The 19,315-nt window shown below is 61.7% G+C and carries 22 protein-coding genes and 2 pseudogenes; 14 read left to right on the forward strand and 10 right to left on the reverse strand.

Going from position 1 to position 19,315, the window contains the following annotated elements; genetic code table 11:
* Positions 1 to 11: 11 nt before the first annotated feature.
* The 4 genes and pseudogenes from OKC41_RS18480 to coaBC all read right to left on the reverse strand — a co-directional run.
* A pseudogene (locus OKC41_RS18480) lies at positions 12 to 113 on the reverse strand (nucleoid occlusion factor SlmA); the annotation flags it as partial.
* A 121-nt stretch (positions 114 to 234) separates the two neighbouring features.
* Positions 235 to 831 carry a nucleoid occlusion factor SlmA gene (gene slmA, locus OKC41_RS18485; RefSeq protein ID WP_010676117.1) on the reverse strand — a complete coding sequence of 199 codons (597 nt, stop codon included), beginning with the start codon at positions 829 to 831 and terminating at the stop codon, positions 235 to 237.
* Between the two features lie 70 nt (positions 832 to 901).
* The gene (gene dut / locus OKC41_RS18490; RefSeq protein ID WP_010676116.1) at positions 902 to 1,360 is read right to left on the reverse strand and encodes a dUTP diphosphatase; all 459 of its coding nucleotides are present in this window, start codon (positions 1,358 to 1,360) and stop codon (positions 902 to 904) included.
* Positions 1,361 to 1,436: 76 nt separating this feature from the next.
* Positions 1,437 to 2,639, reverse strand: coding sequence for a bifunctional phosphopantothenoylcysteine decarboxylase/phosphopantothenate--cysteine ligase CoaBC (gene coaBC, locus OKC41_RS18495; protein WP_201894984.1), 1,203 nt, complete (start codon positions 2,637 to 2,639; stop codon positions 1,437 to 1,439).
* Between the two features lie 147 nt (positions 2,640 to 2,786).
* Here coaBC and radC point away from each other — a divergent pair, with 147 nt between their 5' ends.
* The 6 genes from radC (at position 2,787) to OKC41_RS18525 (ending at position 6,435) form a co-directional block, all read left to right on the forward strand.
* Positions 2,787 to 3,461, forward strand: coding sequence for a DNA repair protein RadC (radC, locus tag OKC41_RS18500; RefSeq protein WP_039040991.1), 675 nt, complete (start codon positions 2,787 to 2,789; stop codon positions 3,459 to 3,461).
* A gap of 136 nt (positions 3,462 to 3,597) precedes the next feature.
* Positions 3,598 to 3,834 (forward strand): 50S ribosomal protein L28, encoded by a 237-nt coding sequence (rpmB, locus tag OKC41_RS18505; RefSeq protein ID WP_005307492.1) that lies wholly within the window; start codon positions 3,598 to 3,600, stop codon positions 3,832 to 3,834.
* A gap of 11 nt (positions 3,835 to 3,845) precedes the next feature.
* Positions 3,846 to 4,013 carry a 50S ribosomal protein L33 gene (gene rpmG, locus OKC41_RS18510; RefSeq protein WP_005323752.1) on the forward strand — a complete coding sequence of 56 codons (168 nt, stop codon included), beginning with the start codon at positions 3,846 to 3,848 and terminating at the stop codon, positions 4,011 to 4,013.
* A gap of 90 nt (positions 4,014 to 4,103) precedes the next feature.
* Entirely contained in the window at positions 4,104 to 4,559 is a 456-nt protein-coding gene (locus tag OKC41_RS18515) for a hypothetical protein (protein ID WP_102983710.1), read from the forward strand.
* A gap of 14 nt (positions 4,560 to 4,573) precedes the next feature.
* The gene (gene mutM / locus OKC41_RS18520) at positions 4,574 to 5,386 is read left to right on the forward strand and encodes a bifunctional DNA-formamidopyrimidine glycosylase/DNA-(apurinic or apyrimidinic site) lyase (RefSeq protein WP_010676112.1); all 813 of its coding nucleotides are present in this window, start codon (positions 4,574 to 4,576) and stop codon (positions 5,384 to 5,386) included.
* 176 nt (positions 5,387 to 5,562) lie between these two features.
* Positions 5,563 to 6,435 (forward strand): VirK/YbjX family protein, encoded by an 873-nt coding sequence (locus OKC41_RS18525; protein ID WP_270672264.1) that lies wholly within the window; start codon positions 5,563 to 5,565, stop codon positions 6,433 to 6,435.
* A gap of 74 nt (positions 6,436 to 6,509) precedes the next feature.
* Here the strand turns inward: OKC41_RS18525 and coaD are convergent, their stop codons facing one another.
* Complete coding sequence (gene coaD, locus OKC41_RS18530; RefSeq protein ID WP_010676110.1) at positions 6,510 to 6,992, reverse strand: pantetheine-phosphate adenylyltransferase; 483 nt, start codon at positions 6,990 to 6,992, stop codon at positions 6,510 to 6,512.
* A gap of 221 nt (positions 6,993 to 7,213) precedes the next feature.
* Between coaD and OKC41_RS18535 the strand changes: the two genes are divergently transcribed.
* The gene (locus OKC41_RS18535) at positions 7,214 to 8,257 is read left to right on the forward strand and encodes a glycosyltransferase family 9 protein (RefSeq protein ID WP_041214218.1); all 1,044 of its coding nucleotides are present in this window, start codon (positions 7,214 to 7,216) and stop codon (positions 8,255 to 8,257) included.
* A gap of 340 nt (positions 8,258 to 8,597) precedes the next feature.
* Here OKC41_RS18535 and OKC41_RS18540 read toward each other — a convergent pair whose 3' ends face one another.
* Complete coding sequence (locus tag OKC41_RS18540; RefSeq protein WP_010676108.1) at positions 8,598 to 9,374, reverse strand: glycosyltransferase family 2 protein; 777 nt, start codon at positions 9,372 to 9,374, stop codon at positions 8,598 to 8,600.
* A gap of 339 nt (positions 9,375 to 9,713) precedes the next feature.
* On the opposite strand from OKC41_RS18540, the gene waaF reads away from it, so the two are divergent.
* The 4 genes from waaF (at position 9,714) to OKC41_RS18560 (ending at position 13,818) form a co-directional block, all read left to right on the forward strand.
* Positions 9,714 to 10,811 carry a lipopolysaccharide heptosyltransferase II gene (waaF, locus tag OKC41_RS18545; protein WP_041214219.1) on the forward strand — a complete coding sequence of 366 codons (1,098 nt, stop codon included), beginning with the start codon at positions 9,714 to 9,716 and terminating at the stop codon, positions 10,809 to 10,811.
* Between the two features lies 1 nt (position 10,812).
* Positions 10,813 to 12,081, forward strand: coding sequence for a lipid IV(A) 3-deoxy-D-manno-octulosonic acid transferase (gene waaA / locus OKC41_RS18550; protein WP_201894985.1), 1,269 nt, complete (start codon positions 10,813 to 10,815; stop codon positions 12,079 to 12,081).
* 111 nt (positions 12,082 to 12,192) lie between these two features.
* Positions 12,193 to 13,071 (forward strand): DMT family transporter, encoded by an 879-nt coding sequence (locus OKC41_RS18555; protein WP_049636086.1) that lies wholly within the window; start codon positions 12,193 to 12,195, stop codon positions 13,069 to 13,071.
* Between the two features lie 300 nt (positions 13,072 to 13,371).
* On the forward strand, positions 13,372 to 13,818 hold the full coding sequence (locus OKC41_RS18560; RefSeq protein ID WP_236292954.1) for a hypothetical protein: 447 nt from the start codon (positions 13,372 to 13,374) through the stop codon (positions 13,816 to 13,818).
* A gap of 183 nt (positions 13,819 to 14,001) precedes the next feature.
* Here the strand turns inward: OKC41_RS18560 and OKC41_RS18565 are convergent, their stop codons facing one another.
* From OKC41_RS18565 to OKC41_RS18580, 4 genes and pseudogenes are all read right to left on the reverse strand, one after another.
* Complete coding sequence (locus tag OKC41_RS18565; RefSeq protein WP_270672255.1) at positions 14,002 to 15,312, reverse strand: type II toxin-antitoxin system HipA family toxin; 1,311 nt, start codon at positions 15,310 to 15,312, stop codon at positions 14,002 to 14,004.
* The gene (locus OKC41_RS18570) at positions 15,312 to 15,566 is read right to left on the reverse strand and encodes a helix-turn-helix domain-containing protein (RefSeq protein WP_017410478.1); all 255 of its coding nucleotides are present in this window, start codon (positions 15,564 to 15,566) and stop codon (positions 15,312 to 15,314) included. Before OKC41_RS18570 ends, OKC41_RS18565 begins: the two co-directional genes overlap by 1 nt.
* Before the next feature lie 696 nt (positions 15,567 to 16,262).
* Positions 16,263 to 17,012 (reverse strand): annotated as a pseudogene (intI1, locus tag OKC41_RS18575) (class 1 integron integrase IntI1); the annotation flags it as partial.
* Positions 17,013 to 17,112: 100 nt separating this feature from the next.
* Entirely contained in the window at positions 17,113 to 17,769 is a 657-nt protein-coding gene (locus OKC41_RS18580) for an MFS transporter (protein WP_197724694.1), read from the reverse strand.
* Between the two features lie 149 nt (positions 17,770 to 17,918).
* On the opposite strand from OKC41_RS18580, the gene OKC41_RS18585 reads away from it, so the two are divergent.
* From OKC41_RS18585 to OKC41_RS18595, 3 genes are all read left to right on the forward strand, one after another.
* A complete protein-coding gene (locus tag OKC41_RS18585) occupies positions 17,919 to 18,203 on the forward strand; it encodes a type II toxin-antitoxin system RelB/DinJ family antitoxin (protein ID WP_043006371.1) in 285 nt (94 codons plus the stop codon).
* A gap of 24 nt (positions 18,204 to 18,227) precedes the next feature.
* On the forward strand, positions 18,228 to 18,737 hold the full coding sequence (msrA, locus tag OKC41_RS18590; protein ID WP_008652077.1) for a peptide-methionine (S)-S-oxide reductase MsrA: 510 nt from the start codon (positions 18,228 to 18,230) through the stop codon (positions 18,735 to 18,737).
* Between the two features lie 79 nt (positions 18,738 to 18,816).
* Entirely contained in the window at positions 18,817 to 19,311 is a 495-nt protein-coding gene (locus OKC41_RS18595; RefSeq protein WP_227654340.1) for a peroxiredoxin, read from the forward strand.
* The last annotated feature ends 4 nt before the right edge of the window (positions 19,312 to 19,315 follow it).

Here is a 19,315-nt window from a genome sequence, read left to right on the forward strand (position 1 = left end):
GGTCTGCTGGCTCAGCTTTGCAGCAGCTGGCTGCGGATAAACTGCCACTGATCTTCAAAGCCTGCAGTGGGCTTGATTGTGAACTCGGAGCGGGACGTGCATTGGTTGATGCGGTCTGCTGGCTCAGCTTTGCAGCAACTGGCTGCGGATAAACTGCCACTGATCTTCAAAGCCTGCAGTGGGCTTGATTTTGAACTCCGAGCGGACGTGCATTGGTTGATACGGTCTGCTGGCTCAGCTTTGCAGCAGCTGGCTGCGGATAAACTGCCACTGATCTTCAAAGCCTGCAGTGGGCTTGATTTTGAACTCCGAGCGGACGAACTGGCTGATGCGGCCCTCGGTATAGGCCAGCAGCAGGTTGGCCAGCATGGTCTCGTCGAGCTGGAAGCCCTGGCCTTCCCGCAGCCGTTTCTCGCGCAGTACCTGCTTGATCTGGGTCTCCAGCTTGTCGAACAGAATGCTGATGCGATCCCGCAGCCGATCGTGTTCGCCCAGCAGGGCATCGCCATTGAGAATGCGGGTGATGCCGGGGTTGCGCTCGGCAAACACCAGCAGCAGCTGCAGTATGTGATGGCAGCGGGCCATGGTGTCCTTCTCTTCGGCCATGATCAGGTTGACCCGTGACAGCAGGGAATCCTCGATAAAGTCGATCAGCCCCTCGAACATCCTCGCCTTGCTGGGAAAATGCCGGTAGAGAGCCGCCTCGGACACGCCCACCTCGGCCGCGAGGCGTGCCGTGGTGATGCGCTGGCCCGGGCTGGTTTCCAGCATGTGGGCGAGTGCCTGCAGGATCTGATCGCGCCGACTCTGTTTCTGGTTACTGCTTGCCATGGATTCCCCTAAAAAAACAATGGCTTGATTCTATTATTTGGCACGTGCCCCAGGGGGCCGTGTGGTCTTGTTATTGGCGACCAGAAGAACCAAACCCGCCTTCACCCCGTTCACTCTGATTGAATTCGTCGACCAACTGGAAGCTGGCCTGTACCACCGGCAGGATCACCAGCTGGGCGATGCGCTCGCCAGGCTGCATGGTGAAGCTGTCGTTGCCACGGTTCCAGACCGAGACCATCAACTGACCCTGGTAGTCGGAGTCGATGAGGCCGACCAGGTTGCCCAGCACGATGCCGTGCTTATGGCCGAGGCCGGAGCGGGGCAGGATGGTGGCGCACAGACCCGGATCCTGGATGTGAATGGCCAGCCCGGTCGGCACCAGCGTGGTGTCGCCTGGGGCCAGGGTCAGCGGGGCATCCAGCAGGGCGCGCAAGTCCATGCCAGCGGAGCCCGGTGTGGCGTAAGCGGGCAGCGGGAAGTCGGTGCCGATGCGGGCATCCAGGATTTTCAGTTCAATTTGTGTCGTCATGAATCTTTTTCAATTGGATCGCCTGGCGATCGGGTGGTACTGCAGGAGCCTGGGGCTCCCGGCATGTTCAATGGACTCAGGGTCGATAATGGCGTGCAATCAGGGCGACAAGATGACGGGCCAGCGTCAGCTTATCGGCCAGGGGCAGGGCGGCTTGACCCCCTTGCCAGAAGACGGTCAGGGCGTTGTCATCGGCATTGAAACCCTGGCCTGCACGGGACACATCGTTGGCTGCGATCATGTCCAGCCGCTTACGTCGAAGTTTGTCGAGGGCGTATTGTTCCACATCCACGGTTTCGGCGGCAAATCCGACGGTGAAGGGTTTGTCTGACAACGCCCCCACATCGGCGATGATGTCGGGGTTTTTGACCAGGGTCAGCTGCATCTGGTCGTTGTCGCCGGTCTTCTTGATCTTTTGCTCGGCCACCTGGGCGGGACGGTAGTCGGCGACGGCAGCGCAGCCGATAAAGAGGTCGCACTCACCGACCCGGCTCATCACCGCTTCGTGCATCTGCAGGGCGCTCTCCACATCGATGCGGGTAAGGCCGGCCGGGGTGGCCAGTGCCACCGGGCCGCTCACCAGGGTCACCTCCGCGCCCGCTTCGCGCGCGGCGCGGGCGATGGCGTAGCCCATCTTGCCGGAGCTGTGGTTGCTGACATAGCGCACCGGATCCAGCGCCTCGCGGGTCGGCCCGGCAGTGAGCAGCAGCCTGACGCCTGCCAGGAGTGGCTCGGCGGCGAGCTGCTGGCAGCAGCGTTCCACCAGTTCCAGGGGATCCAGCATCCGGCCCGGGCCCACATCGCCGCAGGCCTGGCTGCCGGAATCCGGCCCCCACAGCTGAATGCCGCGCTCGGAGAGGGTCTGGAGGTTGGCCTGGGTAGCGGCGTTGCGATACATCTGCTGGTTCATGGCTGGCGCCAGGGCGACAGTCGCCGGGGTGGCCAGGCAGAGAGTGGTGAGCAGCTCGTCCGCCATGCCGGCGGCCATGCGGGCCATCAGATTGGCGCTGGCGGGGGCGATCAGCACCAGATCGGCCCACTTGGCCAGCTCGATGTGGCCCATGCCCGCCTCGGCAGCCGGGTCCAGCAGACTGTCGGCCACCGGGTGGCCTGAGACGGCTTGCAGGGTCAGCGGGGTGATGAACTCCTTGGCGGAGCGGGTCATCACCACTCGCACCTCGGCCCCCTGATCTTTCAGGCGACGTACCAGTTCGGCACTCTTGTAGGCGGCGATCCCGCCACTGACACCCAACAGGATGCGTTTATCGGCCAATCTCATCTGCTGCTTCTCTTCCGGCTCACTCTGACTGGTCGGCTAAGATAGCACAGGCAATGGGTGGCGACAGAGGCTGACATGGGGGAGTTGTGGTCGGGCTCGCGGGATTCTTTGCTATGTTTTCTCTCAATAGCCATGAGGGAGAGACAAATGAGCATCAAGGAGTGGCCGGAAGAGGAGCGCCCGAGGGAAAAGCTGCTGCGCCGAGGGGCGGCGACGCTCTCCGATGCCGAACTGCTGGCCATCTTCCTGCGCACCGGGGTCAGCGGGTTGAGTGCGGTGGATCTCTCCCGCCAGTTGTTGCAACAGTTTGGTTCCCTGCGGGCACTGCTGGGAGCCGAGCAGCAGGATTTTTGTGGTGCTCACGGGTTGGGACCTGCCAAGTATGCCCAGTTGCAGGCGGTACTGGAGATGGGGCGGCGCCATCTGGCCGAACAGTTGCAACGGGGAGAGGCGCTCACCTCGCCCGGGCTTACCCGTGACTTTCTGCAAGCCCAGTTGCGGGATCGGGGGCGGGAGGTGTTCGCCCTGCTGCTGCTCGACAACCAGCACAGGGTCATCCGGTTTGTCGAACTTTTTTACGGCACCCTCGACTCGGCGAGCGTCTGGCCCAGAGAAATCGTGCAGATCGCGCTCAAACATAATGCAGCCGCCGTGATTCTGGCGCATAATCACCCGTCCGGCGTGGCCGAGCCCAGTCGGGCGGACCGCCAGATCACGGATCGGATCCTGGCCGCCCTGGCCCTGGTCGATATCAGAGTGCTTGATCACCTGGTGATCGGTGATGGCATCACGGTTTCTTTCGCAGAGCGTGGTTGGTTGTGACTGGGCTCTGGCACTGTATTAGTTGATCTTTGATCACGGATGCTGTATAAAATGCCGCCTTCTGTTTGCCCCGCAATCGAAGGCCAGCGGGGCAGATATTTGCTCGAGCAATGAAGTAAGATTTGGAGAGACTGACATGTCTAGAGTATGCCAAGTAACCGGCAAGCGCCCGGCAGTTGGTAACAACCGTTCGCACGCTAACAACGCTACCAAGCGTCGTTTCCTGCCGAACCTGCACACTCACCGTTTCTGGGTTGAGAGTGAAAAACGCTTCGTGAGCCTGCGCGTATCCGCAAAAGGCATGCGTATCATCGACAAGCGCGGCGTTGAAGTGGTTCTGGCTGAACTGCGTGCCAGCGGCGTTAAGGTATAAGGAATTAGATCATGGCTAAAGGTATTCGCGATAAGATTCGCCTGAACTCCAGCGCCGGTACTGGTCACTTCTATACCACTACCAAGAACAAGCGCACCATGCCCGAAAAAATGGAGATCAAGAAATTTGATCCCGTGATTCGTCAGCATGTGATCTACAAAGAAGGCAAAATCAAGTAATTACTTGGTTTCGCTGCAAAAACCCGGCCTCGTGCCGGGTTTTTTTATGGCTGGAATTCAGTACACTGCCGATTCGAAGGGAGGCTAGCCATGTTCAAACTGAGCCGCAAAGGCTGGAACAACGTGATCATCGTGGTCGTGTTGATCGTCATTACCCTGTTGCACCGGCTGGAGCAGGCCCAGCAGGAGAACAGTGCCAAACGCGCGCGTCCGCTGTTGCCGGAGAGTGCCGTGGTGTTGACCTGGCAGGGGCCGAGCTGGCAGATAGAGCGTATCGGCCAGGGCTGGCGCAGCGTGCCGGATCTGGGGCTCGGCAGCGCCCAGCTGGCGGCCCGCATCGAGATGTGGCAAGGCTGGCTGCTGCCCCCCGGCGAGCCCGTGCGCGGCACCCCGGTGACCCTCAAGATCTGGATCGCCGGACAGAGCGATCCGGTGGAAGTCGGGCTCTATCAGGACGACGGCAAGTTTGCCGCCCTGCTGCCCTCCTCGACCTGGCTCAGCCTGAGTCAGGCGCAATACCGTGACCTGATGCGTCCCATTCCCTGAACGAGAGATCGCCCATGCCTGAATTACCGGAAGTCGAAGTCAGCCGCCAGGGCATCTCCCCCTGGCTTACCGGCATCAAGGTGACCCGCGTGGTGGTGCGGGACGGCCGCCTGCGCTGGCCCGTGCCCGGCGAGATCCAGGAGCTGGTGGATCTCGTCATCCACCGCGTCAGCCGCCGCGCCAAATACCTGTTGCTGGAGACCGACTTCGGCACCGCCATCCTGCATCTCGGGATGTCCGGCAGCCTGCGGGTGCTGGACATCGGCACCCCGGCCGAGAAGCACGATCATGTGGATATCGAGCTGGCCAACGGCAAGCTGCTGCGGCTCAACGATCCGCGCCGTTTTGGCGCCCTGCTGTGGACCCGCGAACCGGCCGAGGCCCATGCCCTGCTCGCCAAGCTGGGGCCGGAACCCCTCACCGATGCCTTCCATGCCGATTATCTGCGGGAGCGGGCGAAGGGGCGCAGCACCGCCATCAAGCAGTTCCTGATGGACAACCACGTGGTGGTCGGGGTGGGCAACATCTACGCCAACGAGGCGCTCTATGCCGCCGGCATTCATCCCAGGCGGGCGGCAGGCAACATCAGCGCCGAGCGGCTGGGCACCCTGGTGAGCGAGATCAAGCGGGTGTTGGCCGAAGCCATTCGCCAGGGGGGCACCACCCTCAAGGATTTCACCAGCGCCGACGGCAAGCCGGGCTATTTCGTCCAGCAGCTGCAGGTTTACGGCCGTGGCGGCCAGCCCTGTTTCCACTGCCACACCCTGCTCACCGAGGTGAAGATGGGCCAGCGAACCACGGTGTTCTGCTCCCACTGCCAACGCTGAAAGTGGGATTTTTGAGCCGGAACCGGCCAAGTTGTAAGAGAGTATTTCCAGTCTGTTGAAGCGGCGTCAGCCCATGACTACTATCTCGCCAGTTCAGGCTGCGAGGTAATAAAATGACAGCTAAATCAATAGACTGGGAGCAGTTATCCCGGCAGGGGCACTATTGTGCCCACGATATGGCCCGCTTCCTCTATCCCGAAGACAGCGCCCGCAAGACCTTCAATCGCGGCAAGTTTTTGCTGCGCAGTCTGCTCTACCGTGCGCAGTTGAACCGGGTATTCGAGCTGTTCCAGAGCGCCCCCCTGCGGGCGCTTCCCGCCCGCCACCCCGAGCTGCTCGACAAGCCGATGCGCCCCTATCGCTTCGCCTGCTCGACGGTGAACCAGCGGGTCAAGATGGTGGAGGATCACTACCGCCTGCTGCTGGGCCTGTACCCCGAGCTCATCGACCCGCTCTATCTGGGGGAGGGGATAGTGCTGGGCCATTATCCCGATGGCGGCTGGCGCATCGTGCTGCGTCACGACGGCACCTTCCGCAGGGAGGCGGAGCTGGCGCTCTCCATCGTCAACGCGCGGGGGGAGCGACTCTACAGCTGTGCTTTCTCCCTGGCGGGCAGCGAACAGGAGCTGGCCCTGGTGATCGGGTCGGTGCAGGGGCCGGAGCCCTGTGTCGAACAGCCCCAGGAGCAGGTACGGGCATTGACCCGGGCGGGTCAGGGTCTGAGACCCAAGTCGCTGGTGGTGATGCTGGTGATGGCGCTGGCCGGGGCCATGGGGGCCCACCGGGTCTGTGCGGTGCGCATGAAGGCCCACATCTTCCAGGCAAGACGGTACAGCAAGAAGAAGAAAGCCTGCCTGCAGGCGGACTACGACGAGCTGTGGCAGGAGTTTGGCGCCCTCGATCAGGACGCCAACTTCATGCGGCTGCAACCCGTGGTGCGCAAGCCGCTGGAGGAGGTGGCCGCCAAGAAGCGGGCCATGTACCGGCGTCGCTACGAGTGGCTGGACGGGCTGGAGCGGGCGATCCGCCAGCAGTTTGCCCGCAGCTAGGCGTGCAGTGCGTTGATGCAACAAGGGCTACCCGTAGGTAGCCCTTGTTCGTTTCTGCCCATCAGGGGAGGGGATTAGCGCTGCTGCCTGGCGGCAATGGCCTGAGCCACCAGGGGGTCGACGAACTGGTGGATGTCGCCACCGTGCAGCGCCACCTCCTTCACCAGGGTGGAGGAGATGAAGGAGTTCTCCTCCGCCGGGGTGAGGAAGACGCTCTCCAGGGTGGGCATCAGGCGACGGTTCATGTTGGCGAGCTGGAACTCGTATTCGAAGTCGGAGACGGCGCGCAGGCCGCGGATCAGCACGTTGGCCTGCTGCTCCCTGGCAAAATCCACCAGCAGGCCGGAGAAGCCCACCACCTTGACGTTGGGCAGGTGAGCCGTCACCTGCCTAGCCAGCTGAACGCGCTCCTCGAGATCGAACAGCGGCCGTTTGCTCGGGCTGTTGGCCACCCCGACCACCACCTCGTCGAACAGTCTGGCGGCGCGGCCAATGAGATCGGTATGGCCGTTGGTGATGGGATCGAAGGTGCCGGGATAGATTACCTTGTTGGTCATGCTGCTGATTCCTGAAACCGGAAAACTGGTCGCATTATAGGGGCTGTTGCCGGTTTGTCGCGACCGGGATGGCGCGGATTTCTGGCGCTGATCGGCGGCCGGGGTCGCACAAATCGGGGTCCCGTGGTGTCTTCGCTTGAGAATCGCCCTGCATCAGGCAAGAATACCCGCATCGCGCATCAAGCCTCCTTCGCTGGTGACAGGGAGCATAGGGATTTTTTATGAAACGTATTCTGGTAGTCCGCAATGACAAGATTGGTGACTTCATGCTGGCGTGGCCGAGCTTTGCCATGCTCAAGCGCTCCATGGAGTGTCATGTGACTGCCCTGGTTCCCGCCTACACGGCGCCCTTGGCCCGCCTCTGCCCCTGGATCGACGAGATCATCCTGGATCCGGGCGCCCGGGCCGACAAGGAGCAGCAACGCGCCCTGCTGGCGCGCATCAAGGCGGCCGCCTTCGATGCCTCCATCTGCCTCTTCTCCAACACCCGCAATGCCAAGCTGGTGTGGAAGGCGCACATTCCCTACCGGCTGGCCCCGGCCACCAAGCTGGCCCAGGTGCTCTACAACCAGCGCCTGGTGCAGCGCCGCTCCCGCTCCCAGAAGCCGGAGTACGAATACAACCTGGATCTGGTGCGCCGCTTCCTCGCCGATCAGCATCAGACCGTGGTGGAGCCACAGGGCCCCTACCTCGACTTCGACCCCGAGAGCCTGCTGCAGGTGCGCGAGCAGGTTGCCGCCCGTCTCAGGCTCGACGCCAGCCGCCCCTGGCTGATGGTGCATGCGGGCAGCGGCGGCTCGGCCAACAACCTCTCCATCGAGCAGTACTCGCGCCTCATCATCAAGCTCAACCAGGCCTGTCCCGAGTTGCAGTGCGTGCTGACGGCAGGCCCGGGGGAGGAGGGGAAGGCGGAGCAGTTGGCGGCCGAACTGCTGGCCCATGGGGGCAACGGCTGGATCTATCGCTCCGACGAGGGGCTGCCGAAGTTCTGCCAGGTGATGGCCAACGCCGCCCTGTTCGTGGCGGGCAGCACGGGGCCCCTGCACATCGCCGCGGCCATGGACGTGCCGACCGTCGGTTTCTTCCCGGCACACCGTTCGGCGACGCCGCTGCGCTGGCGGCCGCTCAACGGCGAGGGGCGCCATCTGCCCTTCAGCCCGCCGGAAGACAGCGACCACCCGGAGGACATGAGCCAGCTCGATCCCAAGGCCATGGCGGCAGAGATCGCCCGCTGGGCGCCGCCCTTCTGGCGCGCCGAGCGCTGAGAGCGCACACAGAACATACAGACAGGGCCCCGCGGGGCCCTGTCTTGTATGGGGATGCGCCCTGCTGGTAGACCGGCCTACCGGGCGTGGCTCCCGACAGCCCATTGACGGGCCTGCCCGGACCCCGGGCAGGGGAAACCTGTCGGTATAAGCCGGAGTCGGGTCATGTTGCCAATATCCATGCATTCGGCTTATAGCGGCCAGTTTTCGTCCGTGGCGCCCGGGTTTGCGCCGTGAGCGGCCCCGCGAGGGCTGCGCCCGCTCCATGGCAATAGGGTTTGCCCCTTGTCCCGCTGGAACAAGGGGTGAGTGATTAATGGGATGTTTGAGGCGCGATACCCTATTTCGGCTGCTGGGGCTGCTGGCGAACCCAGAGATCGGCGTATTTGACGAAGGTGGAGTGGGCGGAGAGGATGGCCAGCAGCAGGCCCTGCTTGCCGTCGAGGAAACCGGCCTTGAGCAGGTACATCTTGAGGAAGCAGCCGACGGCGTGGACCAGCCCCTGGCCGAGGGATCCCTTCTTGCCGCGGGCGGTGCGCTGATCGGCCCATGCGCGGGCGTAGCCGGCGGATTTGACCAGGTAGTGTTCCAGATCCCGGTAGGTGTAGTGGAGGAGGTCGCCCTGCAGGTTGACGATCTTCATGTTGGCGCGCACCTCCACCTTCTCGTGTACCAGCGCCTCGTTGTAGCCGGTCAGCGCCTTGGGGTAGAGGCGCAGCACCCGATCCGGGTACCAGCCGCTGTGGCGGATGAAGCGGCCGAACACCCAGGAGAGGCGCGGGATGGAGTAGATGGTGTCGCTGGCCGGGTTGGCCATGACCCCCTGGATGGCTTCCCTGAGTTCCGGGGTGAGCCGCTCGTCCGCGTCCAGCCACAGCACCCATTCCGACTGGACATGGGACTGGGCGAGGCGGCGCTGACGGCCGAAACCGGGCCAGGTGGTGTTGACGAAGAAGCGGGCGCCAAATTCGGCGGCGATGGCCGGAGTGTCATCCTGACTGCCGGAGTCGAGAATGACGATTTCATCCGCCAGGCCTTCGAGGGAGGCGAGGCAGGCACGGAGGTTGTCGGCTTCGTTCTTGACGATCAGGACGGCCGCCAGGGTCGGTTTTTTCACAGGCAAGGGACTCTTGTTGGTGCCCGGCGGGCGGGTCATGCTCGGATTGGCGCCCATTCTAGCCTAAAACCCCGCGCGGGGCATGACCCGAGGGCCCGGTGGGCCCGCTTTTGAATGAGGGGGAAGGGGGATCTCTGCTACCCGGCAGTCGGTGGCCCAGGGCACGCCGTGTCCGGGTCGAAGAGGGCCTCAGGAGGGATGCACGGGGGAGCAGATCCTGCCAGGTAGGCGTTTTGCGGGGGCAGACGGGTATCTTCTGTTATTTCTTCGGCCTTTCTTGGGGCATAATCTCGCCCAGTAACGATCAACAGCCGGGCCAGTCCCGAGAGAAGACGCGCGATGAAGATATTGGTGATCGGCCCCTCCTGGGTCGGCGACATGGTGATGTCCCAGAGCCTCTACAAGGCGCTCAAGAGCAACCACCCGGGCAGCGAGCTCCATGTGATGGCGCCGGCCTGGTGCGTTGCGCTGCTGGAGCGCATGCCCGAGGTGGACAAGGCCATCCCCATGCCGCTTGGCCACGGTGACTTCAAGCTGGGGGCACGCCGCCGCCTTGGCAAGCAGCTGGCCGCCGAGCAGTACGATCAGGCCATCATCCAGCCCAACTCCATGAAGTCGGCCCTCATCCCCTGGTTTGCCAGGATCCCGGTGCGCACCGGCTGGAAGGGAGAGCACCGCTTCGGTCTGCTCAACGACATGCGCAGCAACAAGCAGGCCTTTCCGCTGATGGTGGAAGGCTATGTGGCTCTGGCCTATCCCAAGGGGCAGATGAAGAGTCGGGACGACATTCCCGCTATTCCCCATCCCTCCCTGCACGTGGATCTCATCAACCAGGGCAAGGCGCTGGAGCGGCTCGGCCTGAATCGTGCCCGCCCCGTGCTGGTGCTCTGTCCGGGGGCCGAGTTCGGCCCGGCCAAACGTTGGCCGGAGGGGCACTACGCCGTGGTGGCGCAAAAGCACCTCGACGAGGGATGGCAGGTATGGATCTTCGGCTCGGGCAAGGACGTGGACGTGGCCAACACCATCCGCGATCGGATCAACCCCCTGTCGCGCCCCAACTGCCACGTGCTGGCGGGCAAGACCAGCCTGCACGAGGCGATCGATCTGATGGCGCTGGCCGGTCGGGTCATCGCCAACGACTCGGGCCTGATGCACGTGGCGGCCGCCCTCAACCGGCCGCTGATCGGCGTCTACGGCTCCACCTCGCCCCTCTATACCCCACCGCTGGCGGACAGGGTCGAGATCGTCCACACCGACATCGAGTGCCGCCCCTGCTTCAAGCGCACCTGCAAGTTCGGCCACCTCAAGTGCCTGATCGAGCTGATGCCGGAACAGGTCATCGAGGCGGGAAATCGGCTGGAGCGTGGTGAAATGGCAGATCTGACCATAGTGCGGCAGCCGGTGGAATCCTCTGCTGCTGAACCAGGTAATAGCTAGCATGATCTACCGGTTGCTCTACAACCTGCTGATCCACCTGGGGTTGCCCCTGGCGCTGCTGGCGCTCTACAAGCCCAAAAAAGGCAAGCCCGGCTTCGGGGCGCGCTGGGCCGAGCATCTGGGACAATTGCCGCCGACCGGACAGGAGGCTCCCCTCTGGATCCATGCGGTGAGCGTGGGGGAGACCCTGGCTATCACCCCCTTCATCCGCGCCCTCAAGGCCGAGCGCCCCGAGCTGCCCATCCTGCTCACCACCACCACCCGCACCGGCGCCGAACAGGCTGCCAAGCTCGGGGATCTGGTGGTGCACCGTTATGCGCCTCTCGACTACCCCTGGGCCGTCTCGGCGTTTCTGAGCACCGTCAAACCCCGCGCCCTCTGGGTGATGGAGACCGAGCTGTGGCCGAACTGGCTGGCGGCCTGCGAGGCACGCCACCTGCCGGTGACCATCCTCAATGCCCGCCTCTCGGAGCGATCCTGTCAGCGCTATGGTCGCTTCCAGGGCGCATTCGATGCCCTGAGCCGCCCGCTGACCCACCTGCTGTGCCAGCATCAGGACGATGCGGATCGCTTCCATCGGCTGGGGATAGGGCGCAACCGGCTGGCGGTGACCGGCTCCATCAAGTTCGACATCCAGTTTGGCGACGAGGTGCAGGCCAGGGGCCGCGCCCTGCGCCAGCAGCTGGGGGAGGCACGACCTGTCTGTATCGCCGCCAGTACCCACCAGGGGGAAGACGAGCAGGTGCTGGCCGCCTTCGATCGGGTGCTCAAGGCCCACCCCTCCGCCCTGCTGATTCTGGTGCCGCGCCATCCCGAGCGTTTCGATCGGGTGGCCGAGCTGTGCGCCCCCTACGGTTGCGTGCGGCGCACGGCGGGCAGTGCGGTCGGCGAGAGGGACAAGATCTACCTGGGTGACACCATGGGCGAGCTGCCGCTGATGCTGGCGGCGGCGGATATCGCCTTTGTCGGTGGCAGCCTGGTGCCTGTGGGCGGTCACAACCTGCTGGAACCGGCGGCGCTGGGCAAACCCTGCCTGACCGGCCCCGTCTATTTCAACTTCAGCGACATCACCCGCCAGCTGGTGGCCCAGGGGGGCGCCGCCGTGGTGGCGGATGCCGAGGCGCTCGGCGACAAGGTGAACGCCTTGCTCGCCGATGCGGGCGCCCGCCGCGAGATGGGGGAACAGGCCCGCGCCGTGGTGCTGCGCAACCAGGGGGCGCTGGCGCGCACCCTCTCCCATTGCCTCGCCAGCCTGGAAAGTGACGACTGAGGCGGGGCGGCGTGGTGGCCGCCCCGCCAGCATGTCTGCCAAACCCCGGGAGACAATCCGCGCCTCTTTCCTTTATGCTCTGCCCTTTGCCCCTGACCCTGTGATGCTCCGATGAACCGCGCTCCCCTGCTGTTGATGATACTGGTCACCCTGCTGGCCGCCGCTGGCTGGCTCTTCTCGAAAGAGGCGATTCGCGAACTGCCCACCGCCGCCTTTATCGGCAGCCGCTTCCTGCTGGCCGCCCTGCTGCTGTTGCCGCTCGCCTGGTTGCGCGAGCCGCCCCCCAGTGGCTCACAACTGCTGCGCGCCGCCGGGTGCGGCACCTTGCTTGGGGCCAGCCTGCTGTTCTGGGTTACCGCCATCAGCCAGAGCGATGCGCTCGGCAGCGGCGCCTTCATCATGAGCGTGGCCACCCTGATGGCGCCGCTTGCCGCCTGGGCCGCCTTCAAGGCCAGACCCGGCCGTCACTACTGGCTGACTCTGCCCGTGGCCGTCGCGGGTCTGCTGCTGCTCTCCAGCAGCACCCACTGGGGCGTGTCGCTCTCCCTGTTCTGGTTTCTGGCGGCGGCCGCCACTCTGGGGGTCCAGCTCGCGGTGCACCGCCACTTCGCCCAGTCCATTCCCCCTACCTGGCTCACCTGCATCCAGTTGGCGGTGACCGGACTGCTCGGCACCCTGCTCTCCCTGCTGACCGAGCAGTGGCCCGCCAGCATCGGCACTGGTATCTGGGGCTGGTTTGCGGCCAGCGTCCTGATCGCCACCACTCTGCGTTACTGGCTGCTCACCCACGCCCTGAGCCGGATGACCACGGCCCATGCCGCCCTGCTGATGCTGCTCGAACCGGTCTGGACTCTTATCCTGAGCACCCTCTTCTATGACGAACCGCTGGGCCCCGCCAAGCTGGCTGGTGCCGGCCTGGTGCTGGGCGCTCTGGTGCTCTACCAGCTCCCCCTGCTGCTGCGCAGCCGAAGGCTGAAGTCACCGGTCTAGCCTGCGCGGGTGGGGGATGCATAGAAAAGAAGGAGAGGGTCTGCATGGCAGACCCTCTTTGCGTGATGGTACATGTCGGGCTCCCTTTGCTCGGGGCTGCCATCAGTCAGGCGGCTGAGCGCTGCGGGAAACGAGCATAAAAAAGCCCCCGGGTGGCGGGGGCTGGTGCATCGATGAGGGAGATCACTCGATGTTCTGGATCTGATTACAAAGCAAAAATTAAATTTGATTTAAAATCAATAACATGAAGTCTTTTTTGTTATTTTTTTAGAAAAAACTACCCAAGGTACTACCCAGGCCATGGCCGTAGCCCTTTTTCACATTGATCACCATCTATTTGTAGCCTGTCGTGTCTTGCTAGGCCGCGCAGTTGCTGAATATAGCCTGTTCATTTTGTCCAATAAAATTCGATTGTATTTGGTGCTAGTTAGCCAGAAAAGTACCATTGCAGCACCAATGAGTCGGCTTGTAGCACTACTGCGAGGCAACAATATGAAAGAGAAAATCCGCATCCTTTCTGGAAATTTTAACCCCCGCGGCAAGGTGGCTGTGATCAACACTCATAAAGGTGACCGAGTTCTGTATCCAGACGGGCTTGTCAAAAAGGGGTGGGTTGGCGCATATGGCCGTGTATTCTGGCTTTGGCATCCGGCAGATAAAGTTCACAGTTCCCATGGTGGATTTGATGAACAAGGCAAGGGTCACAACAGTTGGGACATTGCCGTGAATTACGAGGCTCTGCGCTAATGGGCATCTCCAGACTGTATTGAAAGCATCGATCCGATGCTACCACGTCATCCTGAACCATCCCCACGCTGGCTAAGTGGAGGTGGGAAAAGTGGGAAACCGGGAAAACTGGGCCTGGATGTAAGGTTGCAATGGTTGGTGCTTATGTTTTGTCTCTGGCCAGGCTTCATTTCACTTGGTTGACTACAGAGTTAAACGCCGCGCTCTGGTGCTGAGTCCATCCAGAATCGAGTCCGCAATCTGGACGGGAAATGTATCTGGTAACTGCTGACGGACGGCCGAGATCACTTCATCCAGACTACTTGCCATTTCGTTTAGGATCATTTCCATTTGCACCTTTTCAAATCCAACCGCTTTGGCAGTCTGATAGAAATGGCGAGGATATATCTGCTCTATCGCATATTTCTTGCCCTTGGTCGCGGTCAGACCCATGGCCAGCTTTGCATCGCGTGGGTGTAGACCTCGACCGCCAAACACTGGATAGACAGATAGGATGTCGTAAAAAGGGGTCAGGCGAAAACGCCCTTCCGGTTCAATAAAGACCGAGAAATTCTTTGCATGACCATCGGTGGCCGCCAGCAGCCAGAACAGGACCTGAGATTTCATGAACAGGTAGCGATCCTGTTCTGGTGTCGCAGAGCCCAGCAAGGTTTTCATGATGTCAGTGATCCCTGGTCCTCCATGGCTCTCGTATTTCCGTGCTGACGGAACATTCAATACCTGACAGAAATCCTCTTGGGGAAGGCGCATGATCCAACTGCGATCGGCAGCGTAACGTCTGTCGAAGCGTTCCACAGCCAGTGCTTTGACCTGGCCAACCTGCATCATGAAGCAGTGAGGTACGGGTAGACCAAACTCCTTGGCAATCAGAGTGCAGAGATATTCGTTTTCTACGCTCTGGGAGAGGTCTATCGAGTAGGAGTGGCTTTCAATCTTGCCGATAGGGAGTTTGATAATGTGGGTTGTCGGCGTTGCTTTGAGTGGCAAGTACCAACGGCCATCGATATAGAGCAGCGCAGTCTTTTCTTGCGCCCCGGCGATAGAGATCCGGAACTCCTCTTGCTCCCTGACCATCCCCAAAGGGATTCCTGATTTGTAACTGGTCAGGATCTGTTCCAGCTCGTCATCGGAAAGTGCCTTGTAGTCGATTCGCCTGGCATCTGGAACATCGTGCCCTTCGGTAACCAGCTGTAATGCTCCTACGCTATCCTGGCCAATGCAACTGAGCAGATCGAAGGGCTGGGTTGATGCCGCTTGATAGCGTGCTACAACCCTGTTCCTCACCTCCGTATTATCTGGCAGCAGGTTGTCGAAGAAGTTATAGGCTTCATCGCCCCGGTAGGCCTGATGGCGCAATGGCATGGAGAGTGAGATCGGACGGCTGCCCGGTTGTGCTAGCCATGACTCATGGTACTGAAACTGATGGGCACCGCTGGTAGTTTTGGTGAATGTGCCTACCCGATAGCCGTTCATGTAGACAGCCAGATTGGCCATTACCACTCCTCCTTCCAGCCCGATGCCGGACTCTCGGATGACTCATTGCGGGGTTTGATATCCACTGACAATTCGAGTGCTGCGAGGATCTTGAACAGGGTTTCCAGCTTGGTGGACTCAGGATTGAGCTCGAAGCTGGAGACTGTGTCTTGCCTAATCCCCACTTTCTCGGCCACTTTGCCTTGAGAGAGCTTTTGAGAAAGCCTGGCATCCTTGATACAGGCGCTCAGCTGCTTGGCGCTGGTTACTTTCATGATTCGACAACCTGGTAGCGTGCCTTCTTCCAATTTACACGCTATGGCAGGTATATCAATATTTACCTGTTATAGGAGGTAAATGTAACTTACACGCTGTAGGCGGTATCTAACATTTATCCCCTATAGCGGGTAAGAGAACAGCAGACGGGGAGATTACCAAGCCATGGGGTAAAGAACTGCCGCGCTACGCTTGGCTGCTGGCTTGTTCGGTGAGTCGAAAAGATGACTCACCTCAAAGCCCAGCTTCTGTAGATTTCCTCCTTTGGCATCCCATTCAGCAGATCAGGAATGGTGAGCAACGTCGCTTAAATACTCAAATACAACTCAAAAGCGACTTTGTGATGACGGATCACACTTAAAGTTTGTGCTGTCAGATCAAAAGGCTATCGAAAGGTTGTGTTTCGATCGTCATGTGATGGTTCTAAAAAAGTATACCCCATTAAAACCACTTAATACCCTCTCGAAAATTATATTGAAACCACTTATATTGATGTCGTTTTCAGAAGACGGCTGCACTGAACGTCAGAAGCCGACTGCACTATAGCAGCGGAGGGGTTGGATCCATCAGGCAACGACGGGCTGCTGCCGGCCATCAGCGGACGCAGGGAGGACTTTCCGCAACCGGCCGTTCGATGCGGCACCGATGGCCTTCGCGCAGGGGTAGTGAATCCGCCAGGATTGACTTGCGCTGCCCTACCTCTCACTAGTGAGGGGCGGCAGCGCATCAAGCGGTGAGCGCACTCCGGCACCGCCAACTTTCAGCACATGCGTGTAAATCATCGTCGTAGAGACGTCGGAATGGCCGAGCAGATCCTGCACGGTTCGAATGTCGTAACCGCTGCGGAGCAAGGCCGTCGCGAACGAGTGGCGGAGGGTGTGCGGTGTGGCGGGCTTCGTGATGCCTGCTTGTTCTACGGCACGTTTGAAGGCGCGCTGAAAGGTCTGGTCATACATGTGATGGCGACGCACGACACCGCTCCGTGGATCGGTCGAATGCGTGTGCTGCGCAAAAACCCAGAACCACGGCCAGGAATGCCCGGCGCGCGGATACTTCCGCTCAAGGGCGTCGGGAAGCGCAACGCCGCTGCGGCCCTCGGCCTGGTCCTTCAGCCACCATGCCCGTGCACGCGACAGCTGCTCGCGCAGGCTGGGTGCCAAGCTCTCGGGTAACATCAAGGCCCGATCCTTGGAGCCCTTGCCCTCCCGCACGATGATCGTGCCGTGATCGAAATCCAGATCCTTGACCCGCAGTTGCAAACCCTCACTGATCCGCATGCCCGTTCCATACAGAAGCTGGGCGAACAAACGATGCTCGCCTTCCAGAAAACCGAGGATGCGAACCACTTCATCCGGGGTCAGCACCACCGGCAAGCGCCGCGACGGCCGAGGTCTTCCGATCTCCTGAAGCCAGGGCAGATCCGTGCACAGCACCTTGCCGTAGAATGGGTCGTCTCAGAAAACGGAAAAAATCGTACGCTAAGCACCGCAAAGAAACTCGTGATGGACAGGCACGCTACGGTCGCGGGTCGTGCCTGCCCATTGCTCAGTTGCCCTTGACGCGCAACAGTGTCAGCGTACCGGCAGCCATCAACACGGCCGCCAGCCCGAAACCGACCACAGGCGAGACCGCCGTCCACACCACGCCGACCGAGGCGCTGGAAATGAACTTGGCAGCGCCATTGACGGTGCCCAGCGCGCCATAGCTCATCGCCAGCGTGTCCGGCTGCACCATCTCGGCCGTCACGGTGGACTCCAGCGCTTCCTGGACCGCCACGTACAGACCGGCAATGAAGAACACCCCGGCCAGCAGCGGCACGCTGGCTATGCCCAGCCAGAATGCGAGCGCCGTCAGCACCGCCGTCAGTGTGCCCAGCACATAACCGGCAATCAGCACCGGCAAGTGGCCGACACGATCCGCCAGCACGCCCACTGGGTAGGAAACAGCGACCTGCACGAGGTTGCGCCACACATAGAGAAGGCCAGCCACCTGTGCCGCCTGGATAACGCCCAGCGAGGGGGTCAGCAAGGTCGTGGCCGCCAGGATCAACAGGCTGTGCGAGAAATCACCGATGCCAAAGATGCCGACCGCGCCGAGATAGCGTTTGAACCGGGCGGGCAGGCCACGCAGCGAGCTGAAGAACTTCAGGGCCGGGTTGGGCGAATGCTCCGGGTCTTTGACCAGCGTGAGAAACGCCAGCACGGCTAAGACACCCGGAATCACCGACAGCCATAATAGGGGTCGTCTCAGAAAACGGACAACAAAGCACGGTAAGCAAACCGGCATTGCCCTTAAGCTGTAGTCACATTGCGACTACAATAGAGCCTCTGAAACCTTCAAGGGAAATGACCATGAGCACCGCCGATACCTATGTCCGCGCTCGCATCGACACCAGCACCAAGGAGCGTGCCGCTGATGCGCTCGAAGCAATGGGGTTGTCCATCTCTGACGCCATCCGCTTGCTGATGCTGCGCATTGCTGATGAGCGCCGGATGCCCTTCGATGTGAAAGCCCCTAACGCCACCACGCGCAAGGCCATTGCCGAACTTGAGGCTGGGAAAGGCAAGCGTTTCGCCAGCGTTGATGACCTGATGGCAGACTTGCATGCGGACCCGACTTCAGGTTCAATGCCTTGAGGCAGAACTTTGAAGGAGATCACGATGAACCCGAGCGAAAAAGCAGTCCTGGCCGGCGGTTGTTTCTGGGGCATGCAGGACCTGGTGCGCAAGCTGCCTGGCGTGTTGCGCACCCGTGTGGGCTACAGCGGCGGCGATGTGCCCAACGCCACCTACCGCAACCACGGCACCCACGCCGAGGCGTTGGAGGTGGAGTTCGACCCCACGCAGACGAGCTTTCGCGACCTGCTGGAGTTCTTCTTCCAGATCCACGATCCGAGCACCCCGGGGCGCCAGGGCAATGACCGCGGCAGTTCCTACCGGTCGGCCATTTTCTACACCTCGGACGAGCAGCTGGCCACGGCGCAGCAGACCATTGCCGATGTGAATGCCTCGGGTTTGTGGCCGGGCAAGGTGGTCACCGAGCTCGCGCCCGCGGGGCCGTTCTGGGAGGCCGAGCCCGAGCATCAGGACTACCTGGTCAAGCACCCCAACGGCTACACCTGCCACTACCCCCGTGCGGGCTGGAAGCTGCCGCGACGCGAGATCGGCTGACGGCCAACGCTCAAGAACGGTGGGGGTCGGCGCGCCAGTGGGCGGGCCGACCCGGTGTGTCTGTTTTTTTCCTGAGGAGATGGTGATGCAATCCCGGTGCATTCAACAGGCGCCCGAGCTGCGGGTGCCGTGGTGGATCGACGGCGAAGGGCGCAGCATGGCACCGCTGAAGCTGTCCGATCTGGGCGACGGGTTCAAAGTGATCTTCTGCTTCCAGCACTGGTGTCCGGGCTGCCACAGCCATGGCTTTCCGACCCTGCAGAAGCTGATCAAGGCGTTGGGCGATCGCGGCTTCGCGTTTGCCGCGGTGCAGACCGTGTTCGAGGGCGCCGAGTCCAACACCTTCGAGCGCCTGCGCGAGACGCAGTTGCGCTACGGCTTGAACATTCCGTTCGGACACGACCCTGCGATCGGACGCGCGTCGTCGCTCATGGCGGACTACGGGACGCGCGGCACGCCGTGGTTTTTGGTGATCGATCCGCTGGACGAGGTGCTCTACAGCGACTTCGAGCTCGACGAGCGGCAGCTGATCGGGGCGTTCGGCGCTTCGAACGATGGTCTCAAGGCGGCCTGAAGTC

The sequence above is a fragment of the Aeromonas sp. QDB17 genome, from assembly GCF_027705305.1.
Taxonomy (GTDB): domain Bacteria; phylum Pseudomonadota; class Gammaproteobacteria; order Enterobacterales; family Aeromonadaceae; genus Aeromonas; species Aeromonas caviae.

Excerpts from the sequence above, each read along its gene's own strand:
- OKC41_RS18565 (WP_270672255.1), bottom strand. The coding sequence starts at position 15,312 with ATGGCCAATCTGGCTGTCTACATGAACGGCTATCGGGTAGGCACATTC.
- rpmB (WP_005307492.1), top strand. The coding sequence starts at position 3,598 with ATGTCTAGAGTATGCCAAGTAACCGGCAAGCGCCCGGCAGTTGGTAAC.
- radC (WP_039040991.1), top strand. The coding sequence starts at position 2,787 with ATGAGCATCAAGGAGTGGCCGGAAGAGGAGCGCCCGAGGGAAAAGCTG.
- coaD (WP_010676110.1), bottom strand. The coding sequence starts at position 6,992 with ATGACCAACAAGGTAATCTATCCCGGCACCTTCGATCCCATCACCAAC.
- OKC41_RS18515 (WP_102983710.1), top strand. The coding sequence starts at position 4,104 with ATGTTCAAACTGAGCCGCAAAGGCTGGAACAACGTGATCATCGTGGTC.
- slmA (WP_010676117.1), bottom strand. The coding sequence starts at position 831 with ATGGCAAGCAGTAACCAGAAACAGAGTCGGCGCGATCAGATCCTGCAG.
- OKC41_RS18595 (WP_227654340.1), top strand. The coding sequence starts at position 18,817 with ATGGTGATGCAATCCCGGTGCATTCAACAGGCGCCCGAGCTGCGGGTG.
- dut (WP_010676116.1), bottom strand. The coding sequence starts at position 1,360 with ATGACGACACAAATTGAACTGAAAATCCTGGATGCCCGCATCGGCACC.
- rpmG (WP_005323752.1), top strand. The coding sequence starts at position 3,846 with ATGGCTAAAGGTATTCGCGATAAGATTCGCCTGAACTCCAGCGCCGGT.
- OKC41_RS18585 (WP_043006371.1), top strand. The coding sequence starts at position 17,919 with ATGAGCACCGCCGATACCTATGTCCGCGCTCGCATCGACACCAGCACC.
- OKC41_RS18555 (WP_049636086.1), top strand. The coding sequence starts at position 12,193 with ATGAACCGCGCTCCCCTGCTGTTGATGATACTGGTCACCCTGCTGGCC.
- OKC41_RS18570 (WP_017410478.1), bottom strand. The coding sequence starts at position 15,566 with ATGAAAGTAACCAGCGCCAAGCAGCTGAGCGCCTGTATCAAGGATGCC.
- waaF (WP_041214219.1), top strand. The coding sequence starts at position 9,714 with ATGAAGATATTGGTGATCGGCCCCTCCTGGGTCGGCGACATGGTGATG.
- waaA (WP_201894985.1), top strand. The coding sequence starts at position 10,813 with ATGATCTACCGGTTGCTCTACAACCTGCTGATCCACCTGGGGTTGCCC.
- OKC41_RS18535 (WP_041214218.1), top strand. The coding sequence starts at position 7,214 with ATGAAACGTATTCTGGTAGTCCGCAATGACAAGATTGGTGACTTCATG.
- OKC41_RS18560 (WP_236292954.1), top strand. The coding sequence starts at position 13,372 with ATGGCCGTAGCCCTTTTTCACATTGATCACCATCTATTTGTAGCCTGT.
- mutM (WP_010676112.1), top strand. The coding sequence starts at position 4,574 with ATGCCTGAATTACCGGAAGTCGAAGTCAGCCGCCAGGGCATCTCCCCC.
- OKC41_RS18525 (WP_270672264.1), top strand. The coding sequence starts at position 5,563 with ATGGCCCGCTTCCTCTATCCCGAAGACAGCGCCCGCAAGACCTTCAAT.
- msrA (WP_008652077.1), top strand. The coding sequence starts at position 18,228 with ATGAACCCGAGCGAAAAAGCAGTCCTGGCCGGCGGTTGTTTCTGGGGC.
- coaBC (WP_201894984.1), bottom strand. The coding sequence starts at position 2,639 with ATGAGATTGGCCGATAAACGCATCCTGTTGGGTGTCAGTGGCGGGATC.